The following is a 22,254-nucleotide window of genomic DNA, read 5'->3' on the forward strand; positions in this document are numbered from 1 at the left end:
GAACGGCCTCTTTGATTTGAATGTTTCTGATCTGACATGCCGACGTTAACGCAAGGCCGGGACTGCAGGTTCCATATGTCGAGCGAAGCGTGGAAAAGACGCGCTGTTACCTGATATGTGTTAAGTTGGAACAGTTTAGCGTTGAAAGTGGTTCGCCTTAGTGAAACAGTATTGGGACAGGAGATATCGAATGACGGTAAATTCATCATCCGCCCCGAGCGGCTCTGGCGATGTTCGGAGCGAGCTGAAGGGCGACGCAAACGATTTGGCGGAGAACGCCAAAGGCCGCGCTGAGCGCGAAGCGCAATCTCGCAAAGAGCAGGCGAGCGGCGTCGCTAAGTCGACCTCCTCGGCGTTGCGGTCCGCGGCGCAGGAGTTGGAGAACGACGAGCAAGCCCCGACCTGGCTTTCTTCCGGGTTCCGGCAAGCGGCGGACAAGCTATCGGACATGGCCGACACACTGCAGGGGAAGAGCGTCGGCGACATCACGCAACAGACCAATCGCTTTGCACGCGAGAACCCGGGGACGTTCCTTGCCGGTTCGGCCGCCGCCGGGTTTGGATTGGCGCGCATCTTGCGAGCGGGCGCGGAGCATAAGGGTCAGACGGAGTCTCCCGCAGCAGATGTCGGCTCGACAGGTGGTAGTTCCTATCGAGAATCTGCAACCTCCCCGGTATCGACGACGACATCTCGTTCGGGAGGAGTGCTATGAACCGCGATTCGCATACGACCGAAATCGGCGGTCAAGCGCGCAGTGACACTTCGAACGAGAACGTCGTCGATCTGCTCGGCAAATTAACTCACCAGGGTGCCCACCTCGCGCAGGAACAGCTGAACCTCGTACAGGCTGAAATGCGCGAGGCGGTCAACGACATCAAGCAGGCGATCGCGGCCAGCCTCGGCGCCGCGGTGGTCGGCATCGCGGGTCTGGGCGTGCTGCTGATGGGGCTCGCTTATCTCCTGGGCGATGCGATCGACGATCTGGGTCTTGGCACCCTTATCGTCGGCGTCATCACGCTCATCATCGCCGGCATCCTCTTCATGGGGGCGCGCAAGAAGCTCGCCGCAACCAACCTATCCCCGCAACGCACGATAGAGACCGCCGAGCGCACGCCCGACGCGGCGACCGGCAACCTCACCGGACCTGGAGCACGCTAATGACCGATACCGACACCCGCGATCCGGACGAGATCGAACGGGAAATCCGCCAGACCCAGCGCGAGATGAGCCGAACCGTCGACACGATCGGCGAGCAGTTCACCCCCCGCAGCCTTCTCAACGCCTTGCTCGACAAGGCGGAAGAGAACGATGTCGATGCCCGCGCGATCCTCGACGGTGCGCGCCGCAACCCGATAGCTTTGGGGCTGATCGCTGCCGGTGGCATCTGGCTCATAAGCGACAGCGATGCCAAACTTTCGACCTTCAAGTCCTCGGACGACGATGCGATGACAGGCGACAGCTGGATCGATGGCCCTGAGCATCTTCACCACCGCGGTTATGTCGATCATATGGCTCGCATCGAACCGCGCGCCGACGAGGACGACCTCGCCTACCGCCGGCGACGCGACGATGCGCGAGCAAGCTACCTTATGATCGAGCGTGGTCACGACGAGGAGGAAAGCGGCTTCCGCAAGCGGCTCGACGAGGCGACCGAACAGATGCGACAACGGCGCGATCATCTGGCGCAGCAGGCAAGTTCCTTAGGGCGCAAGTCGCGCGAGCGGGGTGGCCGAGCCGCCGAGAAGGTCCAGGGAGCATACTATGACAACCCTATCTTGGGTGGGTTGGCTGCTGCGTTCGTCGGAGCGATCGCAGGTGCCGCTATTCCCGCGACGCGGACCGAGGAAGAGCAGTTGGGATCGCTCGGGGCTAAGGCGCTCAATGAGGCCGAAGGGCACGCCGAGCACCTCGCCGAGAAGGCGCGCGCCAAGAAGGATGAAGTGGTATCGAAGGCCGAGAATAAGATGGCGGCGGACGAAAAGTCGACAAGCGCTTCGACTTCGGCCGGATAATCCTTCGTCCTTGCGCTGAGCGCTGCGATGTTAGCCTCCGGACGGCAAGCCTTGAATCGTTCGTTACTGGCTGCGTCTATTTGGAACTGATATAGAAAGGCCCGCCATTCAATGGCGGGCCTTTCCTTATCTGCCAGTTTGTCAAACCCAGCGAATTACATCGTGTCAGCCTGATCCTCGAGCCGCTCGGCCTGCTGTTCGGTCTCGGCGGCTTCAGCCGCCATGCCTGCGTCCTCCAGAGCATCCGCCTGCGCTTCGAGCGCGACGGCCGGACCCGGTGGTGGCCGTCACAGATCAGCTCCACGCCTGGTATCGGGCCGAGCCATGGCGGACAGGGCGCGAACTTATGGAACGCTTGCAGCGCGAGCACCCTGGCCAATATCCAGACAAGCTTTACGGACCATTCAGCGCCGCCTCAAGATATGGCGAGCCGAAGAAGCACAGCGCCTGGTCTTCGGCCCCCGAACCGAGGTCGACGAAATTTCTGTCCATGTGGGGAGAGAGCCGGCTGCGCTACGCTTCGCCGGCTCTCTCCCCACATTCCCTCGATCTGGCTGACGGAATACAAGATTGCTAAGGGAACATTTAGGTGAGGCAACCGAACCATCGATCGGAAACATCTCTCCGTGAGGCAATACGTCCTCCCACCCAGATCGTTGCGCCACACCGGCCGGTTGGCGAACGAGGCCGGCACGCTGTAGCGGTTGCGCTCGAAGTGAACGAGACAGGTCGGCGAGACGCGCTTGCCATGCTCCACGAAGCCATCGAAGGGCCTGCCGGCGGGCATCAGGCTCGCGGTCTCGTCAGCCCAGGCATCGGCGACAGAGCCGGGCTCGATCCCGTGCGGGATGTCTTTCCAAAGCGCGATGCATCGTTCTTCCAGCCACAGGTTCAGGCCATCGAGGCTCTCGGCCTGCGGAACGGGCTGCCAGAGCCGGTGCCGTGCATCCTGGACGTTCTTCTCGATCTGTCCCTTCTCCCAACCCGCTGCCGGATTGCAGAACTGTGCCTCGAACAGATAATGGCTGACCATCGCCAGGAAGCGCGTGTTGACGCTGCGTTCCTTGCCGCGTCCGACCTTGTCGACGGCCGTGCGCATGTTGTCGTAGATCCCCCGGCGCGGCACGCCGCCCAGCACGCGGAAGGCATGATTATGGGCGTCGAACAGCATCTCGTGGGTCTGCAGCAGATAGGCGCGGACGATGAAGGCCCGGCTGTAGCTCAGCTTGACATGCGCGACCTGCAACTTGGTGCGAACGCCGCCAATGATCGCCCAATCCTCGCTCCAGTCGAACTGGAATGCCTCGCCCGGCGCAAAGGACAGCGGAACGAATGTTCCCCGGTCGCTCATGTGCTGCTGGCGCCGGTAGTCTTCACGCCAATCCCGGGCAAAGGCGGCGACGCGATTATAGGAGCCGTCATAGCCCAGGCTGACCAGATCGGCGTGCAACTGCTTGACGGTTTGCTTCTGCTTGCGCAACCGGGCCATCTCCCGGCGCAGCCAGAGCGCGAGCCGCTCTGCAAACGGGTCCAGCCTGCTCGGCCGCTCGGGCACCTTGAACTGGGGCTCGGCCGTGCCAGCACGCAGGTACTTGCGGATCGTATTGCGTGACAGTCCCGTGCGTCTCGCAATCTCCCGGATCGAAAGCTGGTCTCGATAATGCCAGCGCCGGATTACGCTCAATAACGCCATGTCCAACACTCCATCATCCCCCGCTCGCCAAAGTCAGGGGTGAGTTCAACATGGGTCAATTCTCAGTGGAAATTCTTACCGCACCCGGGACACTTCTCAGTGGAAATCAACAGTTCGAGGTGTGAATCGGCGTGCAATTGGTGCCCACCTGACTTGGTGATCGGCGCCTAATCGGGGACCACCTCCGGGTCATCTATATTCGTTGGCTATTTGGGCTGACGACGAAGCGGAGGATGACGACGGTGGAGACGATTGGCCGGATCAGGCGCGCATATTTCGTGCAGCGGCAGTCGGTGCGCGAGATCGCGCGGCGGCTGCATGTATCGAGGAAGACCGTCAGGAAGGCGATTGAGGCCGAGGACGGCAAGTTCATCTACGATCGCACGGTTCAGCCGAAGCCCAAGCTCGGCGCCTACGTTGAAGAACTCGAACGATTGCTGGCGGAGAACGAACGCAAGCCGCGGCGCGAACGGCTGACGCTGATCCGGTTGTTCGAAGCGTTGCGAGCCCAGCGATATGAAGGCGGTTACGATACGGTTCGCCGGCATGCGCGCCGCTGGCAACGCGAGGAAGTCGGCCGCACGGCAACTGTTTTTCGTGCCACTGAGTTTTGATCCCGGCGAGGCTTACCAGTTCGACTGGAGTCACGAGGTTGTGGTTCTGGCAGGCGTGCCGACGACAATGAAGGTCGCCTATATGCGGTTGTGCCATAACCGGATGTTCTTCGTGCGAGCCTATCCGCGCGAGACGCAGGAGATGGTGTTCGACGCTCATGCCCGGGCCTTCGCCTTCTTCGGCGGCATCTGCACACGCAGGATATACGACAACATGACGACCGCGGTGGATGCGGTGTTCCCCGGCAAGGAACGCAAGTTCAATCGCCGGTTCCTGCAGTTGTGCAACCACTACCTGTTCGAGCCCGTCGCATGTACGCCGGCGGCGGGATGGGAGAAGGGCCAGGTAGGTATGGTGCGCGAACGCTTCTTCACGCCCCGGCTGCGCTGGGACTGTCAGGAATTCCGTGTGTGGGCGGGCATAATGGGTAAGAAGGAGTCCCACTATGTCCCGACGCAAAGAACCTGCGATCCCCAATGAGCTGCTGGACCAGCTTTTGGCTGGCGGTGCTGCCAGTGCCGCTTTCGAACAAGGCGGCTTGCTGGATTCTCTGAAGAAGGCGCTGACCGAGCGCGCCTTGAATGCGGAGATGGATCACCATCTGACCAGCGACGAAGAAGCCGGGAACACGCGCAATGGCTATGGCCGCAAGAGCGTGACCACCGATGCCGGCAAGCTGGAGATCGATGTCCCGCGCGATCGTCAGTCGAGCTTCGAGCCGCAACTGATCGCGAAGTACCAGCGCCGTTTCCCCGGCTTCGATGACAAGATCATATCGATGTACGCGCGCGGCATGAGCACCCGGGAGATCACCGGGCATCTGCACGATCTGTATGGCATTGACGTGTCGCCGGACCTGATCAGCACCGTGACCGACGCCGTGCTCGACGAAGTCGCCAGCTGGCAGCAACGGCCGCTCGATCCGGTTTACCCGCTCGTTTTCTTTGATGCGATCCGGGTCAAGATCCGCGATGAAGGCATGGTCCGCAACAAGGCGATCCACATCGCGTTGGGCGTCCGCGCTGATGGCGCCAAGGAGGTGCTGGGCCTGTGGCTCGAGCAGAACGAAGGCGCCAAGTTCTGGCTGCGGGTGATGAACGAGCTCAAGAACCGCGGGACCGAGGATATCCTGCTTGCCGTGGTCGATGGGCTCAAGGGCTTCCCCGAGGCCATCACCGCCGTGTTTCCCGAAGCCGTGGTCCAGACATGCATCGTCCATTTGCTGCGCAATTCCATGGACTTCGTGTCCTGGAAGGACCGCAAGGGGCTGGCGACGGCGCTCAAGGAAATCTACCGCGCCCCCAGCGCCGAGGCCGCCGAACAGGCGCTCACCTCGTTCGAGGCTGGTCCCTGGGGCAAGCGTTATCCCGCCATCGGCCAGAGCTGGCGACGTGCCTGGGCCGAGGTCATCCCGTTTTTTGCGTTCCCTGATGAGGTTCGCCGGATCGTTTACACCACGAATTCCATCGAGGCCCTCAACTCGAAGCTCCGCAGAGCCGTCAGGGCGAGAGGCCACTTCCCGAGCGACGAGGCCGCCACCAAACTGCTTTATCTGATCTTGAACCGATCGGAGAAAGAGTGGAAAATGCCGCCGCGTGAGTGGACCATGGCAAAGGCCCAGTTCGCCGTGATATTCGGTGAGCGCTTCATCAAAGCCATGGCGGCGTAATGTTCAACCGCCCGTCCATACACGGAATTCCTGACAGTCCCCACGCTGCGGAAACCATCTTGGCCAGCAACTACACACAGTTGCATCCAAAGGCCGAACATATGCACGCAAACGATCCGATCAAAAATCTTCTACTTCGCCTCTTGTAAGAGGGAGCCGTCCACATACGCCAGATGATCTTGACCAGCGATCCCGTCCGCCCTCGGAACACGAACAGGTCGCCGCCATGTGGATCGCGCTTCAGGCCCTGCTGAACCTGCAAGGCCAACCCCTGCATGCCCTTGCGCATCTATGGACACCCCTTGCTGTGCAAGGTTTTTCTGATCATGTGCAGATCGGATTGGCTGCTGCCATCTATCCGGCCTGAGCGGCAAAGGCTCGGCCTTGGTGAGATCCGCCCATCGACTTCCCATCATATCATCGAACTCAAGGTTCAATGCGCAAACCGGGCTCGTCGACGCCGGTCACCGACCGGTCCTGCCACCATGTTCAAATTGCCCTCACAGTCTCGTTCAAATGTTCGTTATGTCACTCCGATCACGCGTTGATCATGCCGGCTTCCACCGCGTTCCTCGTGCCTGGATCGCCCAAGCGACGCGCGCGAGTTTATTCGCGACCGCGACCGTCACGACGTTAAATGACCGCCTTTGCAGCAGGGCGTTTATCCAATCCCAAAGTCCACCCGATCGTCCGTCCGCAATTCGAACAAGTGAGCGGGCGCCGTTCACGAATTGTCGGCGCATGTAAGCGTCTCCCCGTTTGCTTATGCCGAGCAAACGTTCTTTGCCGCCACTTGAGTGCTGTCTCGGCGTCAGCCCGAGCCAGGCAGCGAAATGTCGCCCGGAACTGAAACGCGTTTCATCAGAGACCGCGGCCGTGACCGCTGTTGCGATCAGCGGTCCAATACCTGGAATTTCGACGAGACGTCGGCAAGCCTCGCTGTCACGCGCCGCATCTTTCACCCGTCGATCGAGGTCGGATATACGCGCATCCATCGAAACGATTTCGTCGACCAGCATTCTGAGGACGGGTTTGAGCGTAGGGTCGAGGCTCTGGTCTTGATCGTCAATGACGAGATCGAAGAGTTGCCGCAACCCGGTTCGCTGAACCTGCGCAACGACACCATACTCCGCTAAATGGCCTCGCAAGGCGTTGATAGTCGCTGTCCTCCGACTGATCAAATGGTCACGAACCCGGTGCAGCGCCATTGCCGCCTGCTGCTCGATTGTTTTCGTTGGGACAAAACGCATCCCCGGTCGCTGGACGGCCTCGCAGCATGCCCCGGCATCGGCGGCATCGTTCTTGTTTGTCTTGACGTAGGGCTTGACGAATTGCGGCGGCATTAGGCGAACGTCGTGCCCCAATTTGGCCAGTTCGCGTGCCCAGTGGTGAGCACCTGAACCCGCTTCAAGCCCGACGATACAGGGAGGCATTTCTCCGAAAAGCTTGAGAAATCGATCTCGCGTCAGCTTCCGGCGCAAGACCACGCCTCCGGTCGCCGCTCCTCCTCGCTCCAACGCCGCCGACGCTCCGGCCCCGTCATCAACGTGATCTGACCCATGGTCCGCTCCTAAGCTCGCTCATACGAGCGCTCTTAAGACCGGTCGTTCACTCGCCGGACAAGGCGGGCCTCACCGGGTGGGTACGGCGCAAGCGGCCCGAACACGTTAGCATCCATGAGGCACTAGCTTTTCAATGAGCCGCCGCAACTCTGCAGGTGTCGTATGGCCGGCTACAACCTCGTGATAGCCGATGCCAGCCTTGCGCAACGCTTCCTTCTTCACCGCGTCGCGGGCAGCTGCGCTGCCTTGGTGGTGCCCATTACCTTGATATTCTAGAGCATGGCGAACGCGGCAATCGGCATCCATAAGAGCGAAATCGACCCGCTTGGAATTTATAGCGGCGTAAGCGCTGCGGTCCGGCGAGGAAAGAAACTCACCGAGCGAAACTTGCGCCATGACCTGCCACGATGGATTCCGCGCTACAACCGCGGCATCAAGCGCCTTGAAGACCTGCGTTTCAGAACGATTAAGCAAGGCACGTGATTTGAAGTCGGCAGCCATGACACGGCGCAATTGCTCCGAAGCACTGGCAAGCGCTTGATCCTCGCCATTCCTAGCGATAACTTTCCAATCTGGCCGAAAATTCCCACGTGCTTTGGGACGGAACCGGTAGTGCCTAGACCTGTTGCGCCGAAGCAGTTCCTTTAAAACCGTGGCCGCCACAAGAAACACTACAAGAAAGATTATAAGCGACGCATTGTCGCCCAAACCAGCAAGCATATCCATCGGCGCCCCCATCGCGCATTCAACCGAATTTTAGTACACAATTTTGCGATGTTCGTACCCCGAAAATTCCTTTTCTGGGGGCATATCCGATGGTTCCAGGAGTACGGTTGCTACCGATCGCTTGCTGGACGGATCAATTCCATATCTCGGAACTACAAAGAGCACATTTGCCTATTATCGGTCGTTCGTCGTGTTCGCGGCCGAACTTGGGCCGCTGTTGTCGTTCGGCCAATGGGCTGTCTACGTACACGGCGTTTTGGTCCGACAGCCTGTTCCACTTGAACTGCGAGCCGCCGGCGCTAATCATAGAACAAAGAGGGTGCGGTAGCAGTGCGAGCAGGGGGAATTTGGCGATGCGAACAAAACCGAACGAAGCAGCTCATGCCGCTCCGCTGCTTTTCCGACATGCGACTCCGCGTACATCGTCGGCGGATCTTCCTGGCTATTACAATCCCAGCATCCAACTATGGGTGATCGAAACCGCCGCTGGGGTAGTGCCTGTCGTGGAAGCAGCGGCCTCCGCACTCATCGAAAACAACACTTCGACCCGTGTTCGCCAAGAAGGCGATGACCAGGATTGCTCGAACACGGTCGGACTGGCGGTGATCGCCTTTGCGGAGACGACCCTGACCGCCATACAGATGGAAGTCGACGACCAAGATGCGTCAACCGATCTCAGAAGCTTTGACGCGCTGCTCGATACCAGCACGCTGACCAAGGTTCGGCAGGAAAGCGCGGATGACGATCTGACCCAAGACGAAACGCTGGCACCGCGTCGCCCTCTTGTCACTCTCGCCGAACTCGCGACCAAGACCGACGTCCAGCAGGAAAGCGATGATCAGATGAGTACGGGCGGCATGCTCGAACTCGAGACTCGAACACTCAACAATCAAGAGGGTGTCGATGATGATTTCCCGGCCATTCTGCTTGAGCTGCAGACCAAGACCTTTAACAATGTCGAGGGAGACGATGACGACCTCTCGATGATCCATTGATCGGATCGTCCAAGTCGTGATCTTGCTCGTCACCAATAAACGCGATCTCACCACCGACTTCATCGTGGTGGAGTTGCGCCGCCGCGGGCGCGCCTTTCATCGCTTGAACACCGAGGATCTGCCACAGGCCAGCGTCCGGTTCAACCCGCGCGCTGGTGGCAGCTGGGCAATCGACTCTTCCGACCTTAACCTCCGGCTCGAAGACGTTGGCGCCGCTTATTATCGCCGTCCCGGTTCGCCCGAACCGGCAGGGGCGAGGGACGAGGCGACCGCCAAGTATCTCGCCGACGAATGGTCGGCGGTTACCAAGGGGCTCTGGAATGCGCTGGAAGGCAGATGGCTGAGCTCGCCGTTCGCGATCCTGCGCGCCGAGGACAAACCGCGCCAGCTGGCGACGGCGTCGGCCTTGGGATTTGATGTCCCCGAGACGTTAATCTCGAACGATTTCGCGGCCGCGAGCGCGTTCGTTGCCAAAGCTGGCGCGATCGGCAAACCGCTACGGCACTCGCTGGTCGAACGCGGCGAGGCAGGTGAAGTGCTGTTCACCGCCCGGCTCGATCCCCTCAAGCCGATCGATCGGACAGCTGTGTCGCTGGCACCGGTCATCTATCAGCATGAGGTGCGCAAAGCCTATGACGTGCGCGCGACCGTGATCGGCGATCGCGTGTTTGCCGTTGCGATCCACTCCCAGGACCATGACGAAACCACAGTCGACTGGCGATCGGGTACGCGTCTCGACCTTCGCCATGAAGCGATCGAGCTTCCCGCCAACATTATCGATAAATGCCGGGCGCTCACCCAAAAGCTCGATCTCCGCTATGGCGCGATCGACCTGATCGCCGACCAAGATGGTCGCTACTGGTTTCTCGAGATCAATCCTAATGGCCAATGGGCATGGATCGAACGGCGCACGGGTTTGCCGCTCGCATCTGCCATCGTCGATGAACTCGAAGCAATCTCGGCATGAAAGCAGCGTTCATCGCAGGAGCCAGCGCGGCGTGGCGCTGGCTCGCCAAACGGTGCTTCGCGATTGGCCAGGTGCTCTGGCCGTGGCTCGAAAAGCTGACGCCGGAACAAAAGAACACTCTCAAGGATAACCTTACGAGAGATGAGGCGCGGATTGATGCGCTTGACTTCGGCAAAGATGGCGATGCGGCGCTGGAGGAGGCCCGCCGCCTCGCCGAAAGCGAAGCGGAACGTCGCCGCGGCACCGACCAGAAAGCGGCGACCTATCTCCCGCTCGTTGCTGCACTGATCCCGCTGGTCCTGACGCTGGTGAGCGCACTGTGGGAGAAGAAAGCGGGCAGCGCGCCGATCTGGCTCAATATGTTGCTACTCGGTCTTGCGGTCGCCTATATTGCCAACGCTGGTCACTGGGCGTTCCGGGAACTGAAGGTCGGCGTCTCGCACGAACCCGGGCTGACCGATTTCGAGAGGGCCTGGGGCGGCCCCCATCCGAGCCAGACCTTGGCGCGCCGCCTGTTGCTTCACACGCGGCGCAACCGCGACGGGCTAAATTGGAAGGTCACCTGCATCAAGATGGCGCACGAATATCTGTTACGCGCCTTTCTAACATTTTCACTGCTACTGCTCGTGAATATTGGGTGGTATCTCGCCGCACCGCTGATCCAGACTTGGCTGTCCGCGCCCGGTCCAATCTTGACGACCCCAAGGTAGGCGATCGCTGCCGTCGCCGAGGTCGATAGCCCCGCCGCGCAACTTCGAACGACCGAGACTTGGACAGTACTCGATAATGACTGTCGGAGACGGACGAATGGCCGGACTGCGCTGACCTTCGCACTGGGCATTGTCACAGCACCCGCGAAAATCCCTTTGATCCTTCGGCCTGCGAAGGGTGAGACGGGCGCCGCGCAAAACATCCGTCTAGCTTGTGCGGGCAAAGCGGTTGGTCTGGCGCGCGCCTGGTTCATCCCGATGCGGTTGGCTGGTTTAAAGCGGTCACCTGGCTTGCCGGATCCGCTCGAATTTTCGGCGACCCACAAAGTCGTCGCAATCATGGGGAATTGGCCGCCGACCGGCACCAAGGATGATCCTGCCAAATTGCCCGCTACGCTGCCTCAACAGGCAGACTTGCGGCGCGACGGTAAAGGCCGGCCAAACGTGTTGGCCATCAACGCAGTCGGCCCGGGTGCTGTTACGACCCTGTAAGTCTCAGAGATTATAGGCGTGGCGCAGCCGATCGATAACGACCTCTCTCGTCATCGCGACCCCAAACTGCTTCGGTGCAAAATCGTCCTGCTCGGCGAGGACGTCAATGAATGTCTGCATATCGGCCTTGATCATCTTGGGCAGGTCGAACGTAGCCTCCGCGCCCAGGAGCTGGAGCAGGCGAGCCACATCGTTGCGGTGCTTCTTTACGTCTCTGTCGTCGACTTTCTCGCCTTCCGCACGACGGCGGCTGAGATCAATATAGGCACGCGCTTTGAAGGGAATAATGCCGGCTTCGTCGAGAACCGTCACGCCGTCCAGCGACCGCCCCATCGTCTTGAGAAACGCATAATATTCGGCGTCGAGCAGGATGGCCGACAGGCTCGCAGCTTCCTCGGCGATCGGGATCGGCGTGAGCTGGCTACCGGGCACTAGCTCAAATCCTTCCGGCGCACTGGAGAACAGCTCCAACATCGTCGGGTAGCCCTCCGTCGACGGTTTGGCGAACCGGTATAGAATCCGTTTGCCTTCGCTCCGCTGCCGGACCTCGTATCCACCAGCCTCGACAAATGCCATGAAGGTCTCGGAGAATGCCGGATCGAGCGCCTCGACGATGAGGACAATATCGAGATCCTTGGTCGCGCGGAAATCAAGACCGACCTCCTCCATGATCAGCTCGCATGCGGCTCCGCCGATCAGCACATATTGTTGCTCATGGCCGGAAAAATGTGCTCGAAAACGGTCGACGCCAGCTACCATCCAAAGGGCTCCAAAAGGTGATCGGCTGCCTGCGCGACTCGTTCGTCGGCGTCATGCCGTGCGCTCAGATAGAGCGAAAGTCGGTCGGCAACCTCATTGTCGCTGAGGACTTGAGGATCATAGGCCCATGTCTGGACCTCGACCCGGTGTTCGTCATAGGCCCAGGCAGTTTCCAATCCGTGATGCCGCGCCATTCGCTTCCATGCAGCGGCCGGCGCCGCCCTGCATTCAATTCGCGGTTCGTTGAGCATTGTATATCGAGCGAGGGCGCTTTCGCCTGCCAACACCGCCTCGTTCAGAGGCAAATTGCCCGTGACATAACGAGTCTTGCGCACCGGCGATTGCAGGCGCCCCTCGACCGCGCGCCAAAGGTCGCCGCCACCAAAGCGAAGGCTGAGGCGACGTTGGCGGCCGACGCGGTGTGGCCGCGCCAGTTCGAGCGCTTCCAGTTCATCGAACGCCCGGCTCATGCTCATGATCGCGACTTGGTAGCGGTCGGCGAGCTGGGTCAGGCTGGCATCGTGCACATCGTGCCCAAGTAGGGCGGCCAGAATGACGACCTGAGTGGTGGGAGACACCTGCTCGGACGACGGCCCCGGTTCGCTGGAATAGGTCTCGCGCAGGTCGACAAACGCTTCGGGCACATAGAATTGTGCACCCGGCGAGATGAACGCGACGCGCTTCTCCACTAGGCGCCGACGCAATGCCGCCGGTACGGCGTCGAGCAACAGCACGAACAAGCGGGCATCGATATGCCGTCGCATCTGGTCCCGATGCTTCAGGAACTCGTCAACACCGCCTATCCCGCCGCTATGCGGAGCGATGAACACGGTCGGGTTGTCGAGCAGTTCCCCGCGCCATAAGGCATAGCGATCATACAAGAAGTGCGGGAGCCCGAGCGGCTTAATGGGATCGAAATAAAGTTGCGCACCAAAAGCCTCGCGCGCATAAGTTTCCGATGCGTTCGCCAGCGCGCGTAATCGCAGGTCAGGGAATTCATCTAACATCGCCACGGCTATTTAACAGCAGTAGTGTTAAACATCAACTTCAATGTTAGATAGCATAGTTCCCATTTGTTCGGCAGCGATCCGCTCCTCGATTTCATGAGCCTCGGACACGCCCAGGCTAAACCAGTTGAGCCCAGCAAGGCCTCAGGGTGTACGTGTTCCTCTAACAGGAAATTTCGTTCGGAATGTCGCGTGAATAGGACGGCCTTTGTCCCAGGCTACGTCATTCCGATCCGTCAATCGGCAATGCACGGAAGGCCGCTCGCGACGAATTCCCCGTAGTGTGCGAAAAACAGCACTGTTGGACAATAACGAAGTTGAACCCCAGTCAGCGCTTTTTCTTGGCTATCGTAGCCGTGAAATCGGGGGCCTTGTTCGCCACCCAATCGACGAATTTGCGGACTGCAGGGTCGGCCAACAGGCTCTCTATGTCCGTCCCAAGCCGTTGCAGTTCGGAATTGGTAAAATTGGCGATCAGCGTCTGCTGACAAATAGAATGCATGGGAACCACGTCTCGCCCGCCTCGGCTTTTGGGCACGGGGTGGTGCCATACAATGGTCTTCCCGGTCGGACGAGCGCAGAGCCAGCAGTGGATCACGCTTTCCGGAACATCTTCCTCCTCGTGCAAGTCGCTATCGGAATCACGTCTGGAATGTTGCGTGCCATCGGTCTGAGTGAATTTTCGTTGTCCGCCTCATAGCGGGTGCAGTCGGGATTACCATCCTTGCTTCGTCAGTCGGAGTGTTCTCCTTCTGATTGAAGATTATCGGGCGGCCAGTGGCAAAACCGGCGATGATCCCTTTCAGATCGTCGCGCCGCGCTGACGGTAATGAAGCACGTCCACCGCCAACGCTCCAAACGCCCAACCGCCCATCACATCACTGGGCCAGTGCGCTCCCAGAAAAAACGGCTGAGCCCGATCGCGCCGGTCAGTGCCACGGCGGCGGTTATGGTAGGGCGGGGGTCGGGCGCAGAGCATGGTTAGGGTTAGATAGAGCGCGGTTGAATTGGCAACATGGCCGCTGGGACAGCTGAACCTCGTCTCGACGATCCAGTGCTCGACATCCGGCGGGCCCGGCCGAATATTTGCTTCTGCATGCCGACGGCGATGCGAGTTGCCAGAAGTACGAGAGCAAGCGCTAGCGCCTCTTTCCTTCGCTGTTGCCAGAACAACCAGAGGGTGCCGAGCACGGCCAGCGGGACGAGAATGGTCCAGTCACCCAGCCAGGTCAGATACTAGGCCGCATGGCCCAGCGCCCCATCCCGGTCCGCATAGAACGCCAACAGCATGCGGCGGTCCCAATCATATTCGGAGCCGCCCAGCAGAAATGCGCCGATCCACACCGCGATCAGGCCAATGACGGTTAGACACCCGGATACGCCGAGAACGCGCTTTTCGGATTTTGCGTCTGCGCTTCGCGAGCGAGCGCCGCGTCCATCACCCATTCAGCGCCGCACCCAGGGTTCGTTCGTCCGGTCGAGGTGCATGGCGCTTCCATAGGGTGTGCATAAGGCCCGTGCCTCTTCCAGCGCGCCGTCCTGCCATTGCGCGCGGTCATTGGGTGCGATGATGACCGGCGACCGGTCGTGGATGCCCTGCATACCGATACATTCCTCGGTCATCACCATCGAATAGACCGGACCCCATTCGTCGCTCTCGCGCCAGATGCCGGCGACAGTGAACACAGGCTGGTCTGGCAGGCTGATCCATGTCCGCGTCTTGCCACCCTTCGCCCCCTCGGCCTCGGCAACGGCCGTCATCGGGATCAGGCAACGCCGCTCGGCAAAGCTGTAGCGCCACATGAAGCTGTCGAGCTTATCCGCTCGCGCGTTGTTAACTGGCTTCGGCTTAAGCTTTTGCCCCGACTTCCCCGTCAAGGAGAGCGGAAAGCCCCATGTCATGGTGCGCACATCACCTCCGGCGAGGACAAGGCCAGGATAGCCGGGATAAATTTCTTCTCCGGCATTGGTGGGGTTCACGCTTGCGCCGAACATCTTGCGATTTCATCCGGGGCTTTTTTCAGGCGATATAGATTGCAGATAGGGACGCTCCCTCTGATAGCCGCGGCGAGTGGACTAGGAGAAGAAAACCTTATCAGACGCCGCCGGGACCGGCACAGAAATTGCGCACAAGTCACGCGTTCTTACCGCAAATCTTATGGCCACTTCACTATGCGTATCATACGATCCCCGGCATTTTACCATGATGAGAATTGCCGAGCCTTAAACCGTTACTAATTGCCAGATGATATGGGGCCTTCATGCGTAGATTACTTATCCTGGCGGTGCTCATGTTTCCGGCGTCGGCGCAGGCCCAGATGCTGTTTGAAAACCCTCGCGTCGTCGATGGGGATACGCTGGCCTTTAACGGATCATACGTTCGTCTGCATGGTATTGATGCTGTCGAACGGGACCAGGAATGCATCCGCGCCAGTGAACGCTGGCGTTGCGGCGAGGAGGCAGGGACTGTCCTCTCGGAACTGGTCGCAAGGGGCACCGTGAATTGCAGGCAAATGGGTACTGACCAATATGGGAGAGCTGTCGCCATTTGCTCTGTCAACAGGGTCGATCTGGGAAAGCGCATGGTGCAGGCAGGTCTTGCAGTGGCTTTGCCCGCCTACAGTCAAGAATATGTCGCTGATGAGCAGGCAGCCAAGGCACAGCAGATTGGCATCTGGGCTTCAGAGTTCGAGCAACCTGCCGATTATCGCGCAGCATACCCGCAAAAGGCGCTGCCTCAAGCGCCGCGACATACCGGAGGGCCGATGCCCACCATCGTTCCGACGTCTCCCAGAAATGAGGTTTATTTCCGGAACTGCCGGGAAGCGCGCGCTGCCGGCTATGCGCCCATGTATCGCGGCCAGCCCGGCTATCGTCCGGAGATGGACGGCGACAATGACGGTGTTGCGTGCGAACCGTATCGTGGTCGCTGAAAATACTGGGCCAGATGCACGGGCGACTGCGCCATCGCCTGCGGTTCGGTAGTTTAACCTCCTCTCGCAGATTTGGATCGTTGGCTCCGAACGTGCTCTTGTCGAATGACTTGTGACAAGTCCTCTGATAATGGAGAAATCCATTCTAGGAATTGTCACATGCTTGCAGCGCCAGTACCCCAACGGGCCAAGCTTCGCGATCTATTCGCTGACCGTACGATTATGCGGGCTGGCGAGCTGCGCGCAGCGGGCATTGGTCCGCAAACGTTCGCGCGTGCGGTGGAAAATGGCGAGATTGAACGGGTTTCTCGCGGCGTATACCAGCGCAGCGAAGCAGACATCGAAGAACATCATATTCTGGCCGAGGCGGCGGCGCGTGTTCCCAAGGGGGTGATCGCCCTCACTTCCGCCCTCGCCTTTCATGGGCTCACCGATCAGATACCGCGTAAAATCTGGATGGCGATCGGCCCAAGCGACTGGTCGCCGGTGCAATCATATCCGCCGCTGCGCATTGTCCGCTTCACCGACCGCTATCTGCGCCACGGCATCGAACATCATGCGATCGCCGGGGTCGATGTACCGATCTACTCGATTCCCAAGACGCTGGCCGACGCATTTCGCAATCCCAAGCTGGTCGATCGTTCGGTCGCAGTCGAAGGGCTGCGGACGGCCCTCGAACAAAGCAAGGCAACGCCCGGTGCGATCGCAGAAGGCGCCAGGGCCGGGGGAGTATGGAAAACCATGCGACCATATCTCGAGGCCCTCACCTCCAATGGCTAAGTCTCCCGTGAACCTTGCCAAATCCGTCAAGGACTGGCTGCTCAATATTGCCCGGAAGGAAGGTCGCGCCTTTGACGTCCTGCTGGTCCGCTTTGCACTCGAGCGCCTGCTCTTTCGACTGTCGATCTCGGATCACAAGGAACGCTTCGTGCTCAAGGGCGGAATGCTTGTCACCGCGTGGATCGACGATGATAACCCGGTCACGCGGGATCACGGACGCAGCAATTCACGCACCAACGAAGGCTTCTTGGCGATCATCGCGAGCAGCACCTGCGCTGGGCCAGTAGGACGGCGGCGGCCATGTTCCCAATTGAGCAGCGTGCCTTTGGCAACGCCGATGCTGCGCGCGAACGCGCCCTGCGAGAGGCCGGTGCTGGCGCGTATCGCGGCAACGTCGACGGCCGGCACTTCCACCTGATGGATCTGCGCTCCGGCCTCGTTGCCTTCCGTAAACGCCAACGCTTCGCTCAGACCTTGCTTGATGCTGTCATAGGCGGTCATGGTCGGTCTCCATAATGTGCGAGCAGAACTTTGCTCATAGCGATCAAATCTGCCTGCTCCGCTTTGGTCAGGTTATCCTTTTCCTTCTTGGCGAATACGGTGACAAGGAAGATGGGAACCTGCACGCCGCCGAACACATAGATAGTCCGGTAGCCGCCGCTTTTACCGCCGCCCTGCCGGGCGATACGGACTTTACGAAGACCTCCGCCCAGTGAAACACCTGCCTCTGGATTGGCGGCAATGTAATTGACCAGCGCCGTTCGATCCTCATCGGACATGATCGCCTTGGCCCTCCGCAGAAATTCGGGTAATTCCACTACAATCTGCAGGTTAGCCATGGTTGCCGCAACTATACGTCATTGGCGTATGCGTCAATGACGTATCTAGGTGCTGTAGCACATCTAGCATTTGATACCGGCATTCTCCTTCGGCCGATCTGGCCTGTGGAGAAATGTCATGGGACCTCAGCGCTCGCCTCAATCAAGAGATATCTGGACGACCCGGTCTTCCTTGATGAGCACAAGCGCATACGAGACCGTGCTTTCAGCCTAGCTATGGTGATGTCGCCCCGTCTCTATCCCAATGGAATAAAGTTAACGACGGGTGATGGCCCCGTGAGGTGCGCATGCCATCCGCATATCGATCTCGGTAGTTTCAGCATCTTAGAGTCGGTTTCGAAACTCAGTCTGATTGCGCCAATCTGCGGATCATGAGCATGGCGGCAGCGGCGTAGAGGAAGGCGGCGGCGGATTTCAGGGTTGCCTCGACGTCATTGGCGAGGCGGCGGTTTCGGTTGATCCATGCGAAGAAGCGTTCGACGACCCAGCGTGTTGATTTCCACTGAGAGCTGACCCGGGAAGTGCACAAATTTCCACTGAGAATTGACCCATGTTCTGATCGTTCTCCTGGCTTGCAGGTCGGGAGATCCTGGAGTGATCGACATGGCGTTACTGAGTGTAATTCGACGCTGGCATTTCCGGCAGCACATCCCAATCCGTGAGATTGAACGGCGCACGGGATTGTCGCGCAATACGATCCGCAAGTACCTGCGGGCGGATACGGTGGAGCCGAAGTTCAAGGTCCCCATCGCCCGAGCAAGCTGGACCCGTTTGCCGAGAAGCTCTCGGCCTGGTTGAGGATCGAGGCCGGCAAGTCACGTAAGCAGCGGCGCACGGTCAAGCAGATGCACGCCGATCTCGTGGCCTTGGGATACGACGGTTCCTACAACCGCGTTGCCGCCTTCGCACGGACCTGGAAGGCCGACCGACAGCGCGACGCCCAGACCAGCGGGCGCGGGACTTTCGTGCCTCTGATCTTCCAGCCTGGCGAGGCATTCCAGTTCGACTGGAGCGAGGACTGGGCCATGATCGCCGGCAAGCAGACCAAGCTGCAGGCCGCACATACGAAGCTGTCGCACAGCAGGGCCTTCATCGTCAGGGCCTATCCGCTCCAGACCCATGAGATGCTGTTCGATGCCATCACCCAGGCCTTCCGGGTACTGGGCGGGGTGCCGCAGCGTGGAATCTTCGACAACATGAAGACCGCGGTCGACAAGATCGGCAGCTGTAAGGCCCGGCAGGTCAACGCCCGCTTTGCGGCCATGGCGAGCCACTACCTGTTCGAACCGGAGTTCTGCAATCCCGCCGCGGGATGGGAGAAGGGTCAGGTCGAGAAGAACGTTCAGGATGCGCGGCGGCGACTGTGGCAGGCCCATGGTCCTTCTGGGCCTGCCTTCCCGGACATCGATGCGCTCAATGCCTGGCTCGAGGCGCAATGCATTGCGCAGTGGGGAGAGATTCCGCATGGCGTGCTGCCCGGCACCATCGCTGATGTGCATGCCGCCGAGGTCGCGAGCCTGATGCCGCTGGGGCGCCCCTTCGATGGCTTCGTGGAACACACCAAGCGGGTGTCGCCGACATGCCTGATCTCCTTCGAGCGCAACCGCTACAGCGTGCCCGCTTCCTTCGCCAATCGGCCGGTAAGCCTGCGGGTCTATCCCGAACGCATCCTCATTGCCGCCGAGGGGCAGATCCTGTGCGAGCATAGGCGGATCATCGAACGATCCCATGATCAACCGGGACGGACGATCTATGATTGGCGGCACTATCTCGCGGTGATCCAGCGCAAACCGGGAGCCTTGCGCAATGGCGCCCCCTTTACTGAGATGCCGGAGGCGTTCCGGCAACTGCAGAGCCAGCTTCTGAAGCGCCCCGGCGGCGACAGGGAGATGGTGGAGATCCTCTCGCTGGTCCTGCACCATGACGAACAAGCCGTGCTGTGTGCCGTCGAACTGGCCCTCGATGCCGGAGTTGCGACCCAGACCCACGTCCTTAATATCCTGCACCGCCTGATCGACGGCAAGGATGGCACGCCGCCCCGGATCGATGCCCCGCAGGCCTTGACCTTGCAGTGTGAACCCAAGGCCAACGTCGCCCGCTACGATACCCTGCGGAATAAGGATCTTCGCCATGCGTCATGACCCTGCCAGCGCCGCCGTCGTGGTCATGTTGCGCTCACTCAAGATGTACGGCATGGCCCAGGCTGTCGGCGAACTCATCGAGCAAGGGGCGCCCGCGTTTGATGCGGCCGTCCCCATCCTCTCCCAGTTGCTCAAGGCCGAACTTGCCGAACGCGAGGTCCGGTCCATTGCCTACCAGATCAAGGCGGCCAAGTTCCCGGCCTACAAGGATCTGGTCGGCTTCGACTTCGCTTCCAGCGAGGTGAACGAGGCCATGGTCCGCCAGCTTCATCGCGGCGAGTTCGTCGATGGGGCTCACAACGTCGTGCTGATCGGTGGTCCCGGCACCGGCAAGACGCACATTGCCACCGCGCTTGGCGTTCAGGCTGTCGAACATCATCGCAAGAAGGTTCGTTTCTTCGCCACGGTCGATCTGGTCAATGCGCTGGAACAAGAAAAAGCGATGAACAAGGCCGGTCAGCTTGCCGACCGGCTGCTGCGCCTCGATCTGCTGATCCTCGACGAACTGGGCTATCTGCCGTTCAGCCCGTCAGGCGGTGCGCTCCTCTTCCACCTGCTCAGCAAGCTCTATGAGCGCACCAGCGTCATCATCACCACCAACCTCAGCTTCAGCGAGTGGGCTGGCGTGTTCGGGGACGCCAAAATGACGACCGCGCTGCTCGATCGGCTCACTCACCATTGCCACATTCTCGAGACCGGAAACGACAGCTTCCGGTTCCGTGCCAGTTCGGCAGCGCCCAAATCCAGAAAGGAAAAATCACCCGCTTGACCCACCGCCCGCACAGCGGGACATAATACCAACCCGGGTCAATTATCGATGGAAAGCCCGGGTCGGCTCTCAGTGGAAATCAACATAGTACCGTCCGGAAGGGTGAAGCTGCTTTGTACCCCGCTAGGGGCAATACTGCACTTGGCCGAGATCGCGTTTGCGGTGGCACCCGGCGCGCATGCTGTCGTGCTGATGGATCAGGCCGGTAAGCGCATGACCGGCAAGCTCAAGGTGCCTGCCAACATCAGCATTGTCGCGCTGCTGGTCAAGTGCCCCGAGTTGAACCCGGTCGAGAACGCCTGGCAATTCATGCGTGACAATTGGCTCTCCGATCGCATCTTCACCTCCCATGACAACATCCTCGATCATTGCTGCGAGGCTTGGAACAAGCTCGTCGATCAGCCGTGGCGCATCATGACCATCGGCCGCCGCAAATGGGCCCGTGGGTTCTGATCAATGCAGGTTGGTATAAAACGCGAGCTGAAGCATGAGATGTTCAGCCAGCGAGGTACTGGCCGAACCTTTATTCATAAAGGAAGTTGTCGATGGTCTCGGTCTTTAAAGTTCAGTGTGGCATGCAATAAAGCGCTCCCAATTTTTCAGAGAATACGAAACCTCCATGTTTGCCTACTTTACGATAACTATTATACTTCACAGACTACTTTACATACGACCAATGAACCATATCTTGTATCGTATAAGCAGCGCCAAAGAAACGAACTAACTGAATGTTATAAGATAATTATTAAGCTGCGATATTAAAAATGGCGAAAATAAAGGTAGCGGTAACAATTATAAATAGGATGAGCGAAAAATTCGCACTAGCCCATTGCTGCTCACCTTTCGCCAGCATCTGCTCAATTTCGATATCCTGATGCGACGCTTCGTCACGCACATCTTTAGGCCGATCGAGGTGGGGGGACAGTAACTCTGCGGCGCTTACGGTCGCCTTGGGTATAGGAGCCAGAAACCTGCAGCCATGCCGAACTCCGTCGATCCATACGATCTCCGCTGCGCATTCCCCTGAAATGGGCAGGTCAATGTATAGAATATCGTTTGGCTCAAGCGATGCGCGGGTTTCCAGCAGAAGCCCGGTTTCAGACAGGTTGCGCACTATTGCCGGGCTTCCGTCGTGTCCGGTCCTAGCCTCAACTTCAATTTGAATGATACGACGAATTTTTGTGCGACCGTCGCGGAGATAACCTTGTGTCTTAATCCTACCAACGAACATATGGCTCTCCAATTGGGGAACCAGAACTGGTTGATAAAGCTTAACAATTTCTAAATGCGAGTGCAATATGCACGTAAATTAGATGAGCGACCCATCACCAAACGCACATATCATTAGGATGCCACTCTGCCCTCTGCGGATAATCGCGAAAGCGTATCAAAATAGGAATGTGGAGGCCGCCTTCGCTTAAGCTTTCAGCCACAACCGGGAAAGAGCCTATCAAAAAGCAGGGTGGCTCTGCCCTAGAGAATGCAATACTTCGTCATTTTATCCGAATGCGCGTTCGCATCGATCACGTAGTGAGTGTGTCATATGCGACGGCTTGGATATTTTCAGACCATGAGGCCAAAGGCT

The 22,254-nt window shown here is 59.3% G+C and carries 22 protein-coding genes and 5 pseudogenes; 14 read left to right on the forward strand and 13 right to left on the reverse strand.

What is annotated here, in order from left to right; genetic code table 11:
- Positions 1–190: 190 nt before the first annotated feature.
- From A9D14_RS15300 to A9D14_RS15310, 3 genes are read left to right on the forward strand one after another with little or no spacing between them, the layout of a single operon-like run.
- Positions 191–712: a hypothetical protein gene (locus A9D14_RS15300; RefSeq protein ID WP_066849858.1), complete on the forward strand. Its 522-nt coding sequence runs from the start codon at positions 191–193 to the stop codon at positions 710–712.
- Entirely contained in the window at positions 709–1,158 is a 450-nt protein-coding gene (locus tag A9D14_RS15305; protein WP_066849861.1) for a phage holin family protein, read from the forward strand. The genes A9D14_RS15300 and A9D14_RS15305 overlap by 4 nt, the downstream gene beginning before the upstream one ends.
- Positions 1,158–2,012, forward strand: a complete 855-nt coding sequence (locus A9D14_RS15310) for a DUF3618 domain-containing protein (RefSeq protein WP_066849863.1) — start codon at positions 1,158–1,160, stop codon at positions 2,010–2,012. The genes A9D14_RS15305 and A9D14_RS15310 overlap by 1 nt, the downstream gene beginning before the upstream one ends.
- Positions 2,013–2,676: 664 nt before the next feature.
- Here A9D14_RS15310 and istA (A9D14_RS15320) read toward each other — a convergent pair.
- Positions 2,677–3,705: pseudogene (gene istA, locus A9D14_RS15320) on the reverse strand (IS21 family transposase); the annotation flags it as partial.
- Between the two features lie 233 nt (positions 3,706–3,938).
- Between istA (A9D14_RS15320) and istA (A9D14_RS20160) the strand changes: the two are divergent.
- Positions 3,939–4,734 (forward strand): annotated as a pseudogene (gene istA / locus A9D14_RS20160) (IS21 family transposase); the annotation flags it as partial.
- A 31-nt stretch (positions 4,735–4,765) separates the two neighbouring features.
- Positions 4,766–5,989 carry an IS256 family transposase gene (locus tag A9D14_RS15335; RefSeq protein ID WP_066842340.1) on the forward strand — a complete coding sequence of 408 codons (1,224 nt, stop codon included), beginning with the start codon at positions 4,766–4,768 and terminating at the stop codon, positions 5,987–5,989.
- A 70-nt stretch (positions 5,990–6,059) separates the two neighbouring features.
- Here the strand turns inward: A9D14_RS15335 and tnpB are convergent, their stop codons facing one another.
- Entirely contained in the window at positions 6,060–6,278 is a 219-nt protein-coding gene (tnpB, locus tag A9D14_RS20505) for an IS66 family insertion sequence element accessory protein TnpB (RefSeq protein ID WP_083988103.1), read from the reverse strand.
- On the opposite strand from tnpB, the gene A9D14_RS19905 reads away from it, so the two are divergent.
- On the forward strand, positions 6,216–6,356 hold the full coding sequence (locus tag A9D14_RS19905; RefSeq protein WP_198302098.1) for a hypothetical protein: 141 nt from the start codon (positions 6,216–6,218) through the stop codon (positions 6,354–6,356). The two genes, tnpB and A9D14_RS19905, sit on opposite strands and share 63 nt — an antisense overlap.
- 181 nt (positions 6,357–6,537) lie before the next feature.
- Here the strand turns inward: A9D14_RS19905 and A9D14_RS15345 are convergent, their stop codons facing one another.
- On the reverse strand, positions 6,538–7,470 hold the full coding sequence (locus tag A9D14_RS15345; protein ID WP_463054480.1) for an IS110 family RNA-guided transposase: 933 nt from the start codon (positions 7,468–7,470) through the stop codon (positions 6,538–6,540).
- Positions 7,471–7,656: 186 nt separating this feature from the next.
- Positions 7,657–8,277: a DUF2726 domain-containing protein gene (locus tag A9D14_RS15350; RefSeq protein ID WP_232469096.1), complete on the reverse strand. Its 621-nt coding sequence runs from the start codon at positions 8,275–8,277 to the stop codon at positions 7,657–7,659.
- Positions 8,278–8,747: 470 nt separating this feature from the next.
- Between A9D14_RS15350 and A9D14_RS15355 the strand changes: the two genes are divergently transcribed.
- From A9D14_RS15355 to A9D14_RS15365, 3 genes are read left to right on the forward strand one after another with little or no spacing between them, the layout of a single operon-like run.
- Positions 8,748–9,272: a hypothetical protein gene (locus A9D14_RS15355; protein ID WP_157668267.1), complete on the forward strand. Its 525-nt coding sequence runs from the start codon at positions 8,748–8,750 to the stop codon at positions 9,270–9,272.
- A 16-nt stretch (positions 9,273–9,288) separates the two neighbouring features.
- Complete coding sequence (locus A9D14_RS15360) at positions 9,289–10,239, forward strand: MvdC/MvdD family ATP grasp protein (RefSeq protein WP_066849877.1); 951 nt, start codon at positions 9,289–9,291, stop codon at positions 10,237–10,239.
- Positions 10,236–10,949, forward strand: coding sequence for a hypothetical protein (locus A9D14_RS15365; protein WP_066849879.1), 714 nt, complete (start codon positions 10,236–10,238; stop codon positions 10,947–10,949). Before A9D14_RS15360 ends, A9D14_RS15365 begins: the two co-directional genes overlap by 4 nt.
- 495 nt (positions 10,950–11,444) lie before the next feature.
- Here the strand turns inward: A9D14_RS15365 and A9D14_RS15370 are convergent, their stop codons facing one another.
- From A9D14_RS15370 to A9D14_RS15385, 5 genes are all read right to left on the reverse strand, one after another.
- Positions 11,445–12,200 carry a hypothetical protein gene (locus tag A9D14_RS15370; RefSeq protein WP_066849881.1) on the reverse strand — a complete coding sequence of 252 codons (756 nt, stop codon included), beginning with the start codon at positions 12,198–12,200 and terminating at the stop codon, positions 11,445–11,447.
- Positions 12,194–13,207, reverse strand: coding sequence for a hypothetical protein (locus A9D14_RS15375; RefSeq protein WP_066850665.1), 1,014 nt, complete (start codon positions 13,205–13,207; stop codon positions 12,194–12,196). The genes A9D14_RS15370 and A9D14_RS15375 overlap by 7 nt, the downstream gene beginning before the upstream one ends.
- Positions 13,208–13,535: 328 nt before the next feature.
- The gene (locus A9D14_RS15380; RefSeq protein ID WP_066849884.1) at positions 13,536–13,835 is read right to left on the reverse strand and encodes a hypothetical protein; all 300 of its coding nucleotides are present in this window, start codon (positions 13,833–13,835) and stop codon (positions 13,536–13,538) included.
- Between the two features lie 608 nt (positions 13,836–14,443).
- Positions 14,444–14,653: a hypothetical protein gene (locus A9D14_RS19640; RefSeq protein WP_157668268.1), complete on the reverse strand. Its 210-nt coding sequence runs from the start codon at positions 14,651–14,653 to the stop codon at positions 14,444–14,446.
- Positions 14,654–15,202: an SOS response-associated peptidase gene (locus A9D14_RS15385; protein ID WP_157668269.1), complete on the reverse strand. Its 549-nt coding sequence runs from the start codon at positions 15,200–15,202 to the stop codon at positions 14,654–14,656. It lies immediately after the preceding gene.
- A gap of 266 nt (positions 15,203–15,468) precedes the next feature.
- Here A9D14_RS15385 and A9D14_RS15390 point away from each other — a divergent pair, with 266 nt between their 5' ends.
- Both A9D14_RS15390 and A9D14_RS15395 read left to right on the forward strand, forming a co-directional pair.
- Positions 15,469–16,140, forward strand: coding sequence for a thermonuclease family protein (locus tag A9D14_RS15390; RefSeq protein ID WP_066849886.1), 672 nt, complete (start codon positions 15,469–15,471; stop codon positions 16,138–16,140).
- A gap of 159 nt (positions 16,141–16,299) precedes the next feature.
- Positions 16,300–16,920, forward strand: a complete 621-nt coding sequence (locus A9D14_RS15395) for a type IV toxin-antitoxin system AbiEi family antitoxin domain-containing protein (RefSeq protein WP_066849888.1) — start codon at positions 16,300–16,302, stop codon at positions 16,918–16,920.
- Positions 16,921–17,130: 210 nt separating this feature from the next.
- Here A9D14_RS15395 and A9D14_RS15405 read toward each other — a convergent pair whose 3' ends face one another.
- From A9D14_RS15405 to A9D14_RS15415, 3 genes and pseudogenes are all read right to left on the reverse strand, one after another.
- Positions 17,131–17,421: a helix-turn-helix domain-containing protein gene (locus A9D14_RS15405; protein ID WP_066849894.1), complete on the reverse strand. Its 291-nt coding sequence runs from the start codon at positions 17,419–17,421 to the stop codon at positions 17,131–17,133.
- On the reverse strand, positions 17,418–17,759 hold the full coding sequence (locus tag A9D14_RS15410; protein WP_066849897.1) for a type II toxin-antitoxin system RelE/ParE family toxin: 342 nt from the start codon (positions 17,757–17,759) through the stop codon (positions 17,418–17,420). Before A9D14_RS15410 ends, A9D14_RS15405 begins: the two co-directional genes overlap by 4 nt.
- 343 nt (positions 17,760–18,102) lie before the next feature.
- Positions 18,103–18,249, reverse strand: a pseudogene (locus tag A9D14_RS15415) (IS5/IS1182 family transposase); the annotation flags it as partial.
- 113 nt (positions 18,250–18,362) lie between these two features.
- Between A9D14_RS15415 and istA (A9D14_RS15420) the strand changes: the two are divergent.
- The 3 genes and pseudogenes from istA (A9D14_RS15420) to A9D14_RS15430 form a co-directional block, all read left to right on the forward strand.
- A pseudogene (istA, locus tag A9D14_RS15420) lies at positions 18,363–19,900 on the forward strand (IS21 family transposase).
- Positions 19,890–20,669, forward strand: a complete 780-nt coding sequence (gene istB, locus A9D14_RS15425; protein ID WP_066843517.1) for an IS21-like element helper ATPase IstB — start codon at positions 19,890–19,892, stop codon at positions 20,667–20,669. Before istA (A9D14_RS15420) ends, istB begins: the two are co-directional and overlap by 11 nt.
- 138 nt (positions 20,670–20,807) lie before the next feature.
- Positions 20,808–21,122, forward strand: a pseudogene (locus A9D14_RS15430) (IS630 family transposase); the annotation flags it as partial.
- A gap of 292 nt (positions 21,123–21,414) precedes the next feature.
- On the opposite strand, the gene A9D14_RS15435 reads toward A9D14_RS15430, so the two are convergent.
- The gene (locus A9D14_RS15435) at positions 21,415–21,900 is read right to left on the reverse strand and encodes a PilZ domain-containing protein (protein ID WP_066849900.1); all 486 of its coding nucleotides are present in this window, start codon (positions 21,898–21,900) and stop codon (positions 21,415–21,417) included.
- Between the last annotated feature and the right edge of the window lie 354 nt (positions 21,901–22,254).

It is taken from the genome of Croceicoccus marinus (assembly GCF_001661675.2).
GTDB classification, from domain to species: Bacteria; Pseudomonadota; Alphaproteobacteria; order Sphingomonadales; family Sphingomonadaceae; genus Croceicoccus; species Croceicoccus marinus.

Coding starts and splice junctions, on each gene's coding strand:
- A9D14_RS15305 (WP_066849861.1), top strand. CDS start 709: ATGAACCGCGATTCGCATACGACCGAAATCGGCGGTCAAGCGCGCAGT.
- istB (WP_066843517.1), top strand. CDS start 19,890: ATGCGTCATGACCCTGCCAGCGCCGCCGTCGTGGTCATGTTGCGCTCA.
- A9D14_RS15385 (WP_157668269.1), bottom strand. CDS start 15,202: ATGTTCGGCGCAAGCGTGAACCCCACCAATGCCGGAGAAGAAATTTAT.
- A9D14_RS15310 (WP_066849863.1), top strand. CDS start 1,158: ATGACCGATACCGACACCCGCGATCCGGACGAGATCGAACGGGAAATC.
- A9D14_RS15300 (WP_066849858.1), top strand. CDS start 191: ATGACGGTAAATTCATCATCCGCCCCGAGCGGCTCTGGCGATGTTCGG.
- A9D14_RS15335 (WP_066842340.1), top strand. CDS start 4,766: ATGTCCCGACGCAAAGAACCTGCGATCCCCAATGAGCTGCTGGACCAG.
- A9D14_RS15365 (WP_066849879.1), top strand. CDS start 10,236: ATGAAAGCAGCGTTCATCGCAGGAGCCAGCGCGGCGTGGCGCTGGCTC.
- A9D14_RS15350 (WP_232469096.1), bottom strand. CDS start 8,277: ATGGATATGCTTGCTGGTTTGGGCGACAATGCGTCGCTTATAATCTTT.
- A9D14_RS19640 (WP_157668268.1), bottom strand. CDS start 14,653: ATGGGTGATGGACGCGGCGCTCGCTCGCGAAGCGCAGACGCAAAATCC.
- A9D14_RS15395 (WP_066849888.1), top strand. CDS start 16,300: ATGCTTGCAGCGCCAGTACCCCAACGGGCCAAGCTTCGCGATCTATTC.
- A9D14_RS19905 (WP_198302098.1), top strand. CDS start 6,216: ATGTGGATCGCGCTTCAGGCCCTGCTGAACCTGCAAGGCCAACCCCTG.
- A9D14_RS15390 (WP_066849886.1), top strand. CDS start 15,469: ATGCGTAGATTACTTATCCTGGCGGTGCTCATGTTTCCGGCGTCGGCG.
- A9D14_RS15435 (WP_066849900.1), bottom strand. CDS start 21,900: ATGTTCGTTGGTAGGATTAAGACACAAGGTTATCTCCGCGACGGTCGC.
- tnpB (WP_083988103.1), bottom strand. CDS start 6,278: ATGCGCAAGGGCATGCAGGGGTTGGCCTTGCAGGTTCAGCAGGGCCTG.
- A9D14_RS15370 (WP_066849881.1), bottom strand. CDS start 12,200: ATGGTAGCTGGCGTCGACCGTTTTCGAGCACATTTTTCCGGCCATGAG.
- A9D14_RS15375 (WP_066850665.1), bottom strand. CDS start 13,207: ATGTTAGATGAATTCCCTGACCTGCGATTACGCGCGCTGGCGAACGCA.
- A9D14_RS15410 (WP_066849897.1), bottom strand. CDS start 17,759: ATGGCTAACCTGCAGATTGTAGTGGAATTACCCGAATTTCTGCGGAGG.
- A9D14_RS15405 (WP_066849894.1), bottom strand. CDS start 17,421: ATGACCGCCTATGACAGCATCAAGCAAGGTCTGAGCGAAGCGTTGGCG.